The organism is Alteromonas sp. 5NW40-0090 (assembly GCF_057552975.1).
Genome location: NZ_BAAJLT010000002.1, coordinates 185,415 through 199,306, shown reverse-complemented (window position 1 = coordinate 199,306; position 13,892 = coordinate 185,415). Strand labels below are relative to the sequence as shown.

The window sequence follows — 13,892 nt, the reverse complement described above, 5'->3', positions numbered from 1 at the left end:
GCTTTTTAGTTTCAATACTGCAAAACAGACTTCACATTCAAACCAAGCGCTTTTATCTAGCGGATCTCATTTAGTCCATTCTGGATGCCCTTTAGGCTCGGGTCATCAAAACGTGTAGGTAAAAGACCTGGCTTAATAAAAAAGCCATGTTTAGCTTCAAAGACTTTGCCTATCTTTAGCACTTCTTCATCTTTCCATTTAGCACCGATAAAGCTAATTCCTACTGGAAGACCTTTCACTTCACCCGCCGGTACTGTGAGATGTGGATAGCCCGCTACAGCGGCTAGATAGCCTATACCAATAAAACCAGCTGGCGAATGATCGCCATACACACCGTCAATTAAAAATGAAGGGCTATTTGAAGGCGCAACTAATACATCGACATTGTGTTTTGCTAGCAATGCGTCAATACCATTTTTACCCGCTGTATCTTGAATAAGACTTAGGGCGCTGTGATACGCTTCGCTATCAATAGGCGCCGCGTCTAGCGACTTTTCAAAAATATCTTGGTTGAATAACGCTAGCTCTCGCTCGGTTTGGCTGTTAAAAGCGATAAGCTCAGATAAATTTCTTGCGGGGATCTCTGCTGGCGATCCCGACAAATATTCGTTGATGCTGTGATGGAACTCACTGAGTAGAACATTGTAAGAGTCGGCCCAAAAGGAATCAGGCTGAGAAAAATCACTAATATCCACCAGCGTAGCCCCCGATGCTTTTATCTGATTTAACGCGCTTTCGTAGACGTCAAGTACATGAGGGTTATCACCTTGACGATACCTGACAACACCAATACGCTTGCCTTTTAAATCTGTTGCCAGCATTTCAGATGAAGGCATAGCAGGACGCTGAGACGCCGTGTTTTCAGTTGCACTATCGTTCACGTCTTCACCAGCCATAACTGACGTCATCAGCCATGCGTCTTGAACGTTGGAAGTCATAGGCCCCGCTGTATCCTGGCTAAAGGAAATAGGTACAATGTGCGTTCTTGAAAGTAAACCAACGGTTGGCTTAAAGCCCACTACACCGTTAATAGATGCCGGGCAGATTATAGAGCCATTGGTTTCAGTACCTACGGCAAGTGACGCTAATCTAAGTGACATTGCTGCGCCCGAGCCAGACGATGAACCGCATGCGCTTCTCGATAATATGTGAGGGTTTCGAGTTAAACCGCCTACTGCGCTCCAACCGCTTATCGATGATTCAGAACGAAAGTTTGCCCATTCAGATAAGTTAGTCTTGCCAAGAATGATCGCTCCCGCAGCTTTAAGCTTCGCCACAATCGGAGCGTCTCGGCCGGTGTCGTTATTGATTAGCGCTATAGAACCTGCTGTTGTGGGCATTTCTGCGCTTTCAATATTGTCCTTTAGCAATACGGGAATACCGGCTAACGGGCCTAATTCAGCTCCACTGGCAAATTGTTTATCAATATCTCTCGCTTCAGCTAATGCATTGGGGTTTAGCGCTAAGACGCTATTTGTCTTTTTATCTAACTCACCAATACGCGCTAAATACCCGCTCACAAGCTCTGCCGATGTAATATCGCCTTGAGCAATAGCTTGAGCCTGCAGGTACGCTGGCTCATCTAGCCACTTGTTATTATCACTATTTTCATGATGCGATTGCGACACACAGGCGGTGCATAGCAAGGTGACAACCAGTAAATACCACTGTTTCAACATAGAGCTTTCCTTAACGCATTGTTTTTATGAGAGCGTGCTTATGCCATCATGTCTTATCTATGGTTAGATATAAAGCGATGAGCATTACCGTATTGTTAGTTTGATATACGTTGAATCAGAAATGGTTCACTGTCTGCACGATAAAATACGCATTCACAGTGCAGCAGGCGCTTTTGGCAGTTTGTGAAGCAGATTATCAAGCTGATATTCATCGAGCAGTAGTTGATACCGATCATCCGCAATAAAGCGATGAAGGGCAGCATTAAACTCTGCCCTCAGTTTTGGATTGGGTATAGCCGCGCGATATATTGAAATAGGAAATAACTCATGGAACACGGTTTCCTCTTCAACATAGGCGCTATTTTTAAGTTTAAAGAAATTGAAAATATTTCTATCTAGAACAATCGCGTCCACGTGACCCAGCATAAGCATATCGACCTGACGGTCCTGCCTTGCCATTTCCATATACATTGACTCCAATGCGAGTGCTTGCTGAAATTCTTCACCTAACACTAATTGCGCAGTTTGAAACCCGATGAGACGCTTTCCCTTGAGGTCATTAATATCATTTATAACAAAGTGACTTTGCGCTTTTGTCACAACAACATTTTGGTAAATAATGTAGGGGTCGGAAAGGACAGAATCTTCCACGTTATGTGCCGCGTTTTGTGTAAGTCCTATATCCACAGCATTATCTTTCAAAAGTCGCGCTGTACGCCCAAATGGAACGTAGATGGGCGAAAGCGTATGTCCCATTTCCGCTAAAATGGCTCTTACCAGATCAATTTCAAAACCGCTGTGCTCTTGTGAAATAACATAAGGCGGCTTGTTCCAGCCAACCACCACGTCTAACTCACGGGCTTTGGTAGGAAAAACAATAGCAACAGCACACAAAAAAGGAATAAGAAAACGCATAAAACTCCGATTAACTTTACAATCGAACCGCATTAATAAATAACTATAGCCGCATTTAGAATCCATACCAATGGACAAAAGGTTAAGGCTTTTAAACACCGCTGCCCCTGACAAATAACACCTATTGTAACGCTTTTCGCTTGCTTTCATTTTGTTTAACGCCAAGCAAAGGTACAATGACCAACAAAGGTCCCAACGAACGACAACTATGGCTTGGCTACAACTTCGAATTAATACCTCCTCTGAATATGCAGAATCAATAGGCGACATGCTGACGGCCAACGGCTCACAAGCAGTGACCTATGTGGATGCGAAAGACACCCCTATGTACGAGCCCAAGCCGGGTGAAGTGTTACTGTGGCCCGATACACAAGTCGTCGGCTTATTTGAAGCTGATGCCGATATGAAAGGTATTCTGCAACGCCTAGGTAAGGCGAAGGTGCTTGGTCCAGACTTTAAGTACAAGCTAGAACCACTTGAAGACAAAGACTGGGAACGAGAGTGGATGGATAACTTCCATCCTATGCAGTTTGGTAAGCGCTTGTGGATTTGCCCAAGCTGGCGTGACGTTCCAGACCCTGATGCCGTTAACGTGATGTTGGATCCAGGCCTTGCTTTTGGCACAGGTACGCACCCTACTACCGCACTTTGCTTGCGCTGGCTAGACGGCATAGATATGACAGATAAAACTGTGGTCGATTTTGGCTGTGGCTCGGGAATATTAGCGCTGGCTGCGTTGAAATTGGGTGCTAAACGCGTCATCGGCATTGATATCGACCCACAAGCGCTACAAGCAACAAAAGAAAATGCACGACGCAACGGCGTTGAAGACCGTTTGGATGTATACCTTCCTGAAGACCAGCCTGAGCTTGAAGCCGATGTCGTGATGGCAAACATCTTGTCAGGTCCATTACTAGAACTTCAAAGCGTTATTACAAATTACTGTAAATCAGGCGGTTTGTTAGTCCTTTCCGGCATATTGGCTGAACAAGTCATGCGAATTGAAGAAGCCTATGCAAACGATATTACTCTTGAACCCAGTGCTATAGATGGTGAATGGGCGAGAGTGTCGGGCAAAAAACGTTAAGATTGAGCGACAAACTAACTAGGTGGTGAAAATTACACCTAGTTAGATCGGTGTGTTCACGGTAAACCACCCCAAATTTGCGACGAAATTTTGTACGACGAAGAACGTCACCGCCTAATTAATTGTTAATTTTTTTCACATTACAGCCCTTTCAAATCGGGGGCTGTAAGACTTTCGTACAATATTTAAACTAAAAAACGACGTTAGATTACTAATGTGACAGATTTTTTTCACTGTCAAGACCACGAAGTGAAATTTTGTGCGATTTTTAGCCTTTTCAAGCCTTGCGAAAACACGTACACTTAGCGCCCCGTTTTAGCCGGGTGTATATTTTCTGTGCAGTTTTAGATGGCGAGCTATACATTTTACAATGCGAATTGGACCTTACGAGTTAGAAAACAATTTGATGTTGGCCCCCATGGCTGGCGTAACAGATAGACCGTTTCGTCAACTTTGTAAGCGCTTGGGTGCAGGGCTTGTTGTTTCAGAAATGCTTTCGAGTAATCCGAAAGTTTGGAACACAGCCAAATCACAGGCGCGTATGAATCATGAGGGTGAAGAAGGCATTCGCTCTGTACAGATAGCTGGGGCCGACCCTGAGCTTATGGCTCAGGCAGCGCAATTTAATGTTGAGAACGGTGCGCAAATCATCGATATCAATATGGGTTGTCCTGCTAAGAAGGTTAATAAGAAGCTAGCAGGCTCTGCCTTGCTTCAATACCCAGACACAGTGGAAGCGATTATTAAAGCAGTAGTTAATGCTGTTGACGTACCCGTAACACTGAAAATTCGCACCGGTTGGAACCCAGAAAATCGCAATGGGGTAGAGATTGCCCGCATTGCAGAGCAAAACGGCATACAGTCGCTTGCTGTTCACGGCAGAACACGAGCTTGTATGTATAAGGGAGAAGCTGAGTACGACACCATACGTCAAATAAAGGCGGCAATTTCAATTCCTGTTATTGCAAATGGTGACATTACTTCTCCAGAGAAAGCACAAGAGGTGCTGAATTACACTGGTGCAGATGGCGTAATGATAGGTCGCGGCGCGCAAGGTAAGCCTTGGATATTTAAGCAAATCCAACATTATCTTGAAACGGGCGAGAACCTACCGGCACCGCCGCTGTCAGAGCTATATAAACTCTTGCATGAGCACGTAACTAATGTGCAAGACTTTTATGGCGACATAGCCGGTGTAAGAATTGCCCGTAAGCACGTGGGCTGGTATCTCGCGGAGCACGATACGGATCGTCAGTTTCGTAAAACGTTTAACGCTATCGATGATGCGACTGAGCAACTCGATGCACTAAATGCATATTTTCAAGCGCTGCAGACCCGAGAAACCCGACAGATTTCTCCCGCAGCATAGTGATGACTAACTTAAGAGCAACACAGTATTATGTTCGATCAAAACGTGACTTCACCTTTTACTACTACAGTAACTACGCCTTCACAAACGCAAGCTCAAAAGCCACTGCGTGACTCTGTAAAGCAAGCGGTTAACAAGTACCTTAAGCAACTGGATAACGCAAACATCGATAACCTGTACGAAATGGTACTGGCTGAAGTTGAAGCGCCGCTGCTAGAAGAAGTCATGACTTACACACGCGGCAATCAAACCCGCGCTGCCATCATGATGGGCATCAACCGTGGCACACTTCGCAAGAAGCTTAAGCAATACGGCATGAACTAAGATTCCAAGGGCTTTGCCCACCAAAGAGCACCAATCGGTGCTCTTTTTGTTTCAACACTACAACATTAGAAACTTAAAATTTATGCAAACACCAAAACCAATTAAACGTGCTCTCCTTAGTGTCTCCGATAAAACCGGTATCCTCGATTTCGCGACAGCGCTGCATAACGCTGGCGTAGAACTTCTGTCGACGGGCGGTACTGCGAAACTACTCGCTGACGCTGGCTTACCTGTGAAAGAAGTGTCCGATCATACAGGTCACCCAGAAATTATGGCTGGCCGTGTTAAAACTCTTCACCCGAAAATTCATGGCGGTATCCTTGGTCGTCGCGGTACCGATGAAGCGGTGATGGAAGAACACAACATTGCGCCTATCGATCTTGTGGTGGTTAACCTTTACCCGTTTGCTGCTACCGTGGCAAACGAAGACTGCACGCTAGAAGATGCAATTGAAAATATTGATATCGGTGGCCCAACTATGGTGCGCGCTGCTGCAAAAAACCATAAAGATGTGACTATTGTGGTTAATGCGTCTGACTACTCTCGCGTACTTGCAGAGATGAACGACAACAACGGCTCGTTAACCTACAACACCCGTTTCGACCTTGCCATTAAAGCATTTGAGCACACTGCTGAATACGACGGCATGATTGCAAACTACTTTGGTGCTCGTTTAGACAGCACAGGTTGTGAAGCAGACTGTGACCACCAGCACAGTGAATTCCCACGTACCTACAACATGCAGCTTACTAAGAAGCAAGACCTTCGCTATGGCGAAAATAGCCACCAAGAAGCGGCATTCTATGTTGAAAACAATGTTCAAGAAGCGTCTGTGGCTACCGCTACTCAGCTTCAGGGTAAAGAACTGTCATTCAACAACATTGCTGACACGGATGCAGCGCTTGAGTGCGTAAAAGAATTCGAAGAGCCAGCATGTGTAATCGTTAAGCACGCTAACCCATGTGGTGTGGCCATTGGCGATGATATTTTAAGTGCCTACGACCGCGCGTTTAAAACTGACCCAACGTCAGCATTTGGCGGCATTATCGCGTTTAACCGAGAGCTTGATGCGAAAACGGCGCAAGCGATTGTTGACCGTCAATTTGTGGAAGTCATTATTGCGCCGACAGTAAGCGATGAAGCGAAAGAAGTAGTAAGTGCGAAGAAAAACGTACGTCTTCTAGCATGTGGTGACTGGGCTGGTCAGCTAACCGAAGGTTATGACTTTAAGCGCGTAAACGGTGGTTTATTAGTACAAGAGCGCGACTTCGGCATGGTTGAAATGGAAGACCTAGAAGTTGTGACTAAGCGTCAGCCAAGCGAAGATGAACTGCGCGACCTTATGTTCTGCTGGAAGGTAGCAAAATACGTGAAGTCTAACGCGATTGTTTACTGCAAAGACGGTATGACGGTAGGCGTGGGCGCAGGCCAAATGAGCCGCGTTTACTCTGCGAAAATTGCGGGCATTAAAGCGGCTGATGAAAACTTAGAAGTAGCAGGCTCTGTAATGGCGTCTGACGCTTTCTTCCCATTCCGCGACGGTATCGACGCTGCGGCTGAAGCAGGTATTAAAGCTGTAATTCAGCCAGGCGGCTCTATGCGCGACCAGGAAGTCATTGATGCCGCTGATGAACACGGCATTGCCATGGTGTTTACGGGCATGCGTCACTTCCGTCACTAATAGGTATTTACGCTATACCTTTTAGTGCAGGCTTAGTGAGGGAAACCAATAGCTAAGTTAAACACGCAGTAAGGTGGCATTTAGTTACTTTACTGTGTGTTTTTTATTTTTCCTTACCTCTTTTAATACGCAGACCCGAGGCCAATCGTATGGTTGTGTTGATACCTCATCGAAGCGACAGAGTTGCGAATAATTCTGCTAAGGCGTAAGTGCAAATAGGGGTTAGCTGATAGGCTTGATCTGACCCGTGGTAATTTGTAGTAATAGTGTTATGTTATTCGCCTACCCTCGACAGAAAAAGGAAATAAGAATGAAAAAGTTAGCCCAATATGTGTTAGCCGCAACCCTAGGTGTAAGTGCTACTTATGCCAGCGCAGATGCGATTTCTGATGCCGCAATGAGCGATATCCGCTCTGCTAGTGCAAAAGTACGCGATGAGTACCGTAATCCTCAGCAAACACTGCGCTTTTTTGGCCTTACCCCAGACATGACTGTGGTAGAAATCTCTCCCGGTGGTGGTTGGTACGCCGACATCCTTTATTCTGTTGTAAAAGATAACGGTAAGTATGTAGCTGCTCACTTTTACGTGGATGATGAAACCAGCGGTTACTTTAAAAAATCGGTGGAAGGCTTTAAAGAAAAAATGAAGCCGGGAATGAAGTACGAAGGTGCTGAGCTTACTGCATTCGACCCAATCAAAGCGTTAGATATTAGCGAAGCAGGTAGTGCCGATATGGTGCTGACGTTTCGCAACGTACACAACTGGTATATGCGTCACGGTGACGAGGGTATCGACAATGCATTTGGCGCATTTTTCAAAGCGCTTAAGCCAGGTGGCGTACTGGGCGTAGTGGAACATGAGCTTCCTGAAAGCGCAGATGATGAAGCAATGAAGAAAAGTGGCTACATGAAGCGTTCTTACGTTGTGGCTGCCGCCGAAAAAGCAGGCTTTGTGCTTGAAGCAAGCAGCGATGTCAACGCTAACCCAATGGATACTGCCGACCACCCGAAAGGTGTGTGGACGCTACCTCCACGTTTGGCGCTAGATGATCAAGATCGCGAAAAATACATGGCGATTGGCGAGAGCAATCGCATGACGCTAAAATTCACCAAACCAAAATCATAAAATTAAACACTCAAAACGGAACAGTTAATGAACGTACTTGTAATTGGCGGCGGTGGCCGCGAACACGCGCTAGCGTTTAAAGCAGCGCAGTCTTCTGATGTTTCAACAGTATTTGTAGCACCTGGCAATGCAGGCACAGCTACAGAACCTAAGCTTGAAAACGTAGCTATCGATGTAAATGATATTGCTGGCTTGGTTTCTTTTGCTCAAGGTAACGATGTTGAGCTTACTATTGTAGGCCCAGAAGCGCCGCTAGTTGCAGGTGTTGTTGATGCGTTCACAAACGCTGGTTTAATGATTTTTGGCCCCACTCAAGCTGCCGCGCAGCTTGAGGGCTCTAAAGCTTTTACCAAAGACTTTTTAGCTCGCCACAAAATTCCTACGGCTGAGTATCAAAACTTCACAGAAATTGACCCAGCTATTGCCTATGTGCGTGAGAAAGGCGCGCCGATTGTAGTAAAGGCTGACGGTCTTGCTGCGGGTAAAGGTGTTATTGTTGCGATGACCCTTGAAGAAGCTGAAGACGCTATCCGCGACATGCTGGCAGGTAACGCGTTTGGCGAAGCCGGCAGCCGCGTAGTTATTGAAGAATTCCTAGACGGTGAAGAAGCGTCGTTCATTGTCATGGTAGACGGCAAAAACGTACTACCTTTTGCCACCAGCCAAGACCACAAGCGTGCTGCTGACGGTGACAAAGGGCCGAACACAGGCGGAATGGGTGCATATTCTCCGGCTCCGGTTGTAACGCAGGACATTCACGACCGTATTATGCAAGAAGTGATTATGCCAACAGTTAACGGCATGGCTGCTGAAGGCAACGACTACGTTGGCTTTTTATATGCTGGCCTTATGATCATGGCCGACGGTACACCAAAGGTAATTGAGTACAACTGCCGCTTTGGCGACCCAGAAACTCAGCCAATCATGCTGCGATTAAAGTCTGACTTGGTTCCACTTTGCCAAGCAGCTTGCAAAGGCGAACTTGCTGGCAAAACGATTGAGTTTGATGAGCGCGCGTCGGTAGGTGTTGTCCTTGCCGCTGGCGGCTATCCAGGCAGCTATGATAAAGGCGACGTGATTACCGGTTTCGAAGACGCCGCTAAATTAGATGGAAAGGTTTTCCACGCAGGTACCGCCCTTCAAGACGGTGATGTGGTTACCGCAGGTGGCCGTGTGCTTTGTGCTACTGCTTTGGGTAACAATGTTACCGAAGCTCAGCAAAAAGCGTATGAATTGCTTAAGACCATTCAGTTTAAAGATGTGTACTATCGTACTGATATTGCACACCGTGCAATTGCGCGCGAAGCTGAAGCGAAGTAATCGACATGTAAAGTATATAAAACGCGGCATGACGCCGCGTTTTTTATAAATACTAGGCAACTGGTTAAAAACAGTGGCGAATATATCGCCGACACTATTTAGTTAACGTCACTTTCCCAAACACCGACGCATCTTTGTACCCCAGGTTTTTATCGCCGTTTACTGGGGTGATCTCATGAGAGCCTACAAAATGTTCTCTATCGCCACCATCTGCATCACAGTAGGCCAACATAAAGCCCATAGTCATACCTTCTTTTAAGGTAACAGGTGAATTGTCTTTCCCATGCTGATAGCTGTCATCATATACACGCACCGCCGCTTCCCAATAAACCTTGTAAGGCACTTTGGTACCACGTAGCCACTTATTTTCAACATGGTCGTTGTATAACTGCGGTACCGCCTCTCCCCCCTTATTAGGGCCAATATCAACAACCTGATTGTCTAGCGCCAGGTGATAAGCAAACGCGTTGTAGTTATTGAGATGATCGCCACCAGAGGCATCCGCATCAATGAAAATTTCTAAACAGTCATCATCCCAGTAACGCTCAAGCGGGTTAGCATATGTGTCGGAAAGATGATCGTCTTGTATTTCTGCCAGCAGGTATAACGCATCCTTATTCCAGCGGAGCTTATATCTACCAGAAAAATCGCTGGGCTCAGGTGCTGTACCCCACATAAGCGACGTCATTTCCTGCCAATTGCCCTCTTCCCATGCTGCATCGTTGGCTACGCCATCGATTACGGGGGGCGTTGAAATAAAGCGTACGCTATCAGGCTTCGCTACTGCTGCGGGAATAGATGACGCCATAAACAGTGCTAAAGTCAGTGAAGTAACTCGGGGGTGTTTGCTTTTCAATTGAATACGCTCTTTGTTAGGTTACTTGCGATTTAAACTACCACGTTTCGCGCCCAGCTGCGCTTGAAATAGTACGATGCAACACACCTTAGTTAGAAGCATTACCAATTTGGTGCAGTAATTGGTATAAAACGATCATTACCTCTCTTACCATTTTGGCTATGTCATTTAGAAACGCGTGCTATCACATCCTGGCTCCCGCTAGTGAAGCCCACGAATACAAAAAGCTTAGCAAGCTGTTTGATATATTACTGATTGCGTTAATTATCGTAAATGTCGTTGCCATGATGCTGGAAACGGTACCGAGTATCTCTACCATTTGGCGATACGAACTCCATATTATCGAAGTGGTTTCTGTACTTATTTTTACCGCTGAGTACTGCCTTCGCGTATACAGTAGCGCATCAGCCCCTAACCGCCCTACCCGTGCCCAAACAACATGGAAAAAGCGCTGGGCCTACGTTAAAAGCCCCATGGCTTTAATCGACTTAATGGCTATTTTGCCTTTTTACTTAAGCGTATTTGTAGCGTTTGATTTGCGCATATTGCGAGTTTTTCGGGTAATGCGAATCTTAAAAATTAGCCGTTATTCACGCTCAATACAGACCCTTGCCACGGTTTTACGCAATGAAGCTCATAGTCTTGTTGCTGCGTTAAGCGTGCTGATTCTGTTTACCGTTATTGCGGCTACCTGCATTTACTATATCGAACACTCCGCACAACCCAGCGTCTTCAGTAGTATTCCCGCTTCGCTATGGTGGGCCCTGGTTACGCTAACGACAGTAGGTTATGGCGACGCCGTTCCCGTTACTGCGCTAGGTAAAGTATTTGGTGGGCTTATTACCATTATGGGCATTTGTTTCTACGCCCTACCAGCGGGTATTTTGTCATCGAGCTATACCGCACAAATGCAACTAAAACGCGATCGATTTAAAGATACAGTGCGCAGCGTTTTGGACGATGGAAAGCTAAGTGATCATGATGTGCACCACTTAGAGCACGTTCGAGCGCTACTAGATTTAGACGAGGAAGAAGCGAAGTTAATTGTGCGTCTATTACAACACCATCACAAAGGGCTAGACGAATGATTTGGCGTGGGTTCAAATAAAAATTCTTATTATGGACTGAGTACTGAACTCGCGTATGTCCCCTTGATTCTTAGCGCGCATCAGCTTATAACTAGTACCCGTCATTTCCAAAAAGAATTCCTATGTCTGTCAAACATCCTATTATTGCTATAACAGGTTCTTCTGGCGCGGGTACTACTACCACGACCAATGCTATTCGCCATATTTTCAGGAACTTAAGTGTTAATGCTGCAGTGGTGGGAGGCGATAGTTTTCACCGTTTTACCCGCCCTGAAATGGAAGTAGAAATTCGCAAAGCCCAAGAACAAGGCAGACATATCAGCTACTTTGGCCCTAAAGCCAACGACTTTGAACTGTTGGAGTCCCTTTTTCGGGAGTACGGCAGCTCGGGTACAGGCCAGTTTAGACAATACCTTCATACCTTTGATGAAGCGGTTCCTTTCAACCAGATGCCTGGAACCTTTACCCCGTGGCAAGATTTACCTAAGAACACCGATTTGTTGTTCTATGAAGGTCTGCACGGGGGCGTTAAAACAGAAGAAAATGACGTGGCAAAACACGTAGATCTGCTCGTTGGCATGGTACCAATTGTAAACTTAGAGTGGATCCAAAAAATTGTGCGCGACACCACTGACCGTGGCCATTCCCGCGAAGCCGTGATGAGCAGCATAGTTCGGGGGCTGGATGATTATTTCCACTATATCACGCCACAGTTTTCTCGCACTCACGTTAACTTTCAGCGCGTACCGACTGTTGATACCTCGAACCCATTCAGCGCTCGTGAAATTCCGACCCAAGATGAAAGCTTTGTTGTGGTGCGCTTCAGACGAGAAATGAAGAATGTCGATTATCCTTACTTGCTTCAGATGATTGATGGTTCATTTATGTCTCGTATCAATACCTTGGTTGTACCTGGTGGTAAAATAGCGCTGGCCATGGAGCTTATACTTACACCGCTGCTTGAAGATATTTTGAATAAAAAACGAAGAGCCGGCCACCAAATGGATTGGCTCAGCACAGATGAGTAGCGGTAAGCTCTATACACCAATTCTATGGGTATATATTTAAAACAGTAAGTCGTAATAGCTTATGCCCTGCGTCAATCTAGATACTATTTTCAATCTTCTTGATTTGGATCTTTGTCCTAGTTTTTGACACAGCAGGCCCCTACTATGACTACAATTAAAAGCCAACAAATTTGGGTAGACCAGCAACACCTTGCCAACACTAAAGTTGTTACCCGCGATATAAACATCAGCGGCTTACAGCAAGACGAAGTATTGCTTGAAACAGACAGCTTTGGCTTTTCTGCCAACAACATCACGTATGCCGCGCTGGGCTTTAAAATGGGCTATTGGGGCTTTTTCCCACCACAAAGTGATGACAATGGTGATAACCCAAACGGCTTTGGTATAGTACCTGTTTGGGGCTTCGCTACAGTCAAAGCGTCTTGTCATCCTGATATCAAAGAAGGTGAGAAAGTATTTGGTTACTTGCCCATGGCGAGCCATTGGGTAATAAAGGCTGGAAAAGTTGCTTCTCACGGTTTTTCAGACATCCACGAAAAACGTAAGAGCATTAGTCCCGTTTACGACCAATATCTACGTTGTGCAGCGGACCCTGGCTACAACAAAGACCGTGAAGCATGGCAGCTTAATTTCAGGCCCCTTTATATGACCTCGTTTGTGCTTGATGACTACGTGGCAGAGAAAGCAAAAGGTGAAACCTTACTGCTATCGAGCGCTTCGAGTAAAACCGCGCTGGGTACGGCACAACTGCTTAAAGACCAAAAAGCGTCACGAAACGCAAGCTATAAGGTGGTTGGGTTAACCTCCACGTCCAATGTGGATATGGTAAAAACGTCTAACTGCTATGACGAAGTATATAGCTATGATGATCTTAATGCGCTTACGAGTAACAGTAGCAATTCGCGTTACTGGCTTCTTGATTTCGCGGCTAACGGGACGCTAATTAATAACCTTAGCGAGCTGCTTGGCGGTAATTTGAGCGAGGTAACATTAATTGGTGCAACAGATTGGAAAGCCGAAGAAAAGCCAAATCCCAAACTGCTCAATGCAGAGATTTTTTTCGCACCAGCTCGCGTAAAACTGCGCCAAGGGGAATGGGGGCATGAGGTCTTTTTAGCGAAATACGCCAGTGCATGGAAACACTTCGCAGAAAAAGTGAGCGATCAGTTTTACGAGCAGTCGCACAGTGGTACTGATGCTATAACACGGTTATATTTAGAGACTCTTAACGGTTTGTCGCCCACGAAAGCGCTTAATGTTGTCACCTTCGATTAATGTCCTTTAAAGCATAGCGGTCTCCTCCTCTTTAGGGCCTGATAGCCTTCACTGTAAATAAAAGGTCAACAGGCTCTAGACACTATTTGTAACAAACATCCCCGACCTTTTACGCTTTTCTCGCTTTTGTATTTCACATCTTGT

General features: G+C 45.8%; 12 protein-coding genes. 9 read left to right on the top strand and 3 right to left on the bottom strand.

Going from position 1 to position 13,892, the window contains the following annotated elements:
- Window positions 1–56: 56 nt before the first annotated feature.
- Both AC27KT_RS02965 and AC27KT_RS02960 read right to left on the bottom strand, forming a co-directional pair.
- Window positions 57–1,679, bottom strand: a complete 1,623-nt coding sequence (locus AC27KT_RS02965) for an amidase (RefSeq protein WP_487127244.1) — start codon at window positions 1,677–1,679, stop codon at window positions 57–59.
- A 153-nt stretch (window positions 1,680–1,832) separates the two neighbouring features.
- Window positions 1,833–2,594, bottom strand: coding sequence for a substrate-binding periplasmic protein (locus tag AC27KT_RS02960; protein WP_487127242.1), 762 nt, complete (start codon window positions 2,592–2,594; stop codon window positions 1,833–1,835).
- A 208-nt stretch (window positions 2,595–2,802) separates the two neighbouring features.
- On the opposite strand from AC27KT_RS02960, the gene prmA reads away from it, so the two are divergent.
- The 6 genes from prmA to purD all read left to right on the top strand — a co-directional run bounded on the left by prmA (window position 2,803) and on the right by purD (window position 9,501).
- The gene (prmA, locus tag AC27KT_RS02955) at window positions 2,803–3,681 is read left to right on the top strand and encodes a 50S ribosomal protein L11 methyltransferase (RefSeq protein ID WP_487127240.1); all 879 of its coding nucleotides are present in this window, start codon (window positions 2,803–2,805) and stop codon (window positions 3,679–3,681) included.
- Between the two features lie 370 nt (window positions 3,682–4,051).
- On the top strand, window positions 4,052–5,050 hold the full coding sequence (dusB, locus tag AC27KT_RS02950; RefSeq protein WP_487127238.1) for a tRNA dihydrouridine synthase DusB: 999 nt from the start codon (window positions 4,052–4,054) through the stop codon (window positions 5,048–5,050).
- Between the two features lie 30 nt (window positions 5,051–5,080).
- On the top strand, window positions 5,081–5,374 hold the full coding sequence (gene fis, locus AC27KT_RS02945; protein ID WP_012520109.1) for a DNA-binding transcriptional regulator Fis: 294 nt from the start codon (window positions 5,081–5,083) through the stop codon (window positions 5,372–5,374).
- 82 nt (window positions 5,375–5,456) lie between these two features.
- Window positions 5,457–7,055 (top strand): bifunctional phosphoribosylaminoimidazolecarboxamide formyltransferase/IMP cyclohydrolase, encoded by a 1,599-nt coding sequence (gene purH, locus AC27KT_RS02940; protein WP_487127236.1) that lies wholly within the window; start codon window positions 5,457–5,459, stop codon window positions 7,053–7,055.
- A 310-nt stretch (window positions 7,056–7,365) separates the two neighbouring features.
- Window positions 7,366–8,181, top strand: a complete 816-nt coding sequence (locus tag AC27KT_RS02935) for a class I SAM-dependent methyltransferase (RefSeq protein WP_487127234.1) — start codon at window positions 7,366–7,368, stop codon at window positions 8,179–8,181.
- Window positions 8,182–8,208: 27 nt separating this feature from the next.
- Entirely contained in the window at window positions 8,209–9,501 is a 1,293-nt protein-coding gene (gene purD / locus AC27KT_RS02930) for a phosphoribosylamine--glycine ligase (RefSeq protein ID WP_487127232.1), read from the top strand.
- A gap of 94 nt (window positions 9,502–9,595) precedes the next feature.
- Here purD and AC27KT_RS02925 read toward each other — a convergent pair whose 3' ends face one another.
- Window positions 9,596–10,309: a sugar-binding protein gene (locus tag AC27KT_RS02925; RefSeq protein WP_487127591.1), complete on the bottom strand. Its 714-nt coding sequence runs from the start codon at window positions 10,307–10,309 to the stop codon at window positions 9,596–9,598.
- A gap of 203 nt (window positions 10,310–10,512) precedes the next feature.
- Here AC27KT_RS02925 and AC27KT_RS02920 point away from each other — a divergent pair, with 203 nt between their 5' ends.
- From AC27KT_RS02920 to AC27KT_RS02910, 3 genes are all read left to right on the top strand, one after another.
- Window positions 10,513–11,445, top strand: coding sequence for an ion transporter (locus tag AC27KT_RS02920; protein WP_487127230.1), 933 nt, complete (start codon window positions 10,513–10,515; stop codon window positions 11,443–11,445).
- Window positions 11,446–11,567: 122 nt separating this feature from the next.
- Window positions 11,568–12,473: a phosphoribulokinase gene (locus AC27KT_RS02915; protein WP_487127228.1), complete on the top strand. Its 906-nt coding sequence runs from the start codon at window positions 11,568–11,570 to the stop codon at window positions 12,471–12,473.
- 144 nt (window positions 12,474–12,617) lie between these two features.
- Window positions 12,618–13,748 carry a DUF2855 family protein gene (locus AC27KT_RS02910; RefSeq protein ID WP_487127226.1) on the top strand — a complete coding sequence of 377 codons (1,131 nt, stop codon included), beginning with the start codon at window positions 12,618–12,620 and terminating at the stop codon, window positions 13,746–13,748.
- The last annotated feature ends 144 nt before the right edge of the window (window positions 13,749–13,892 follow it).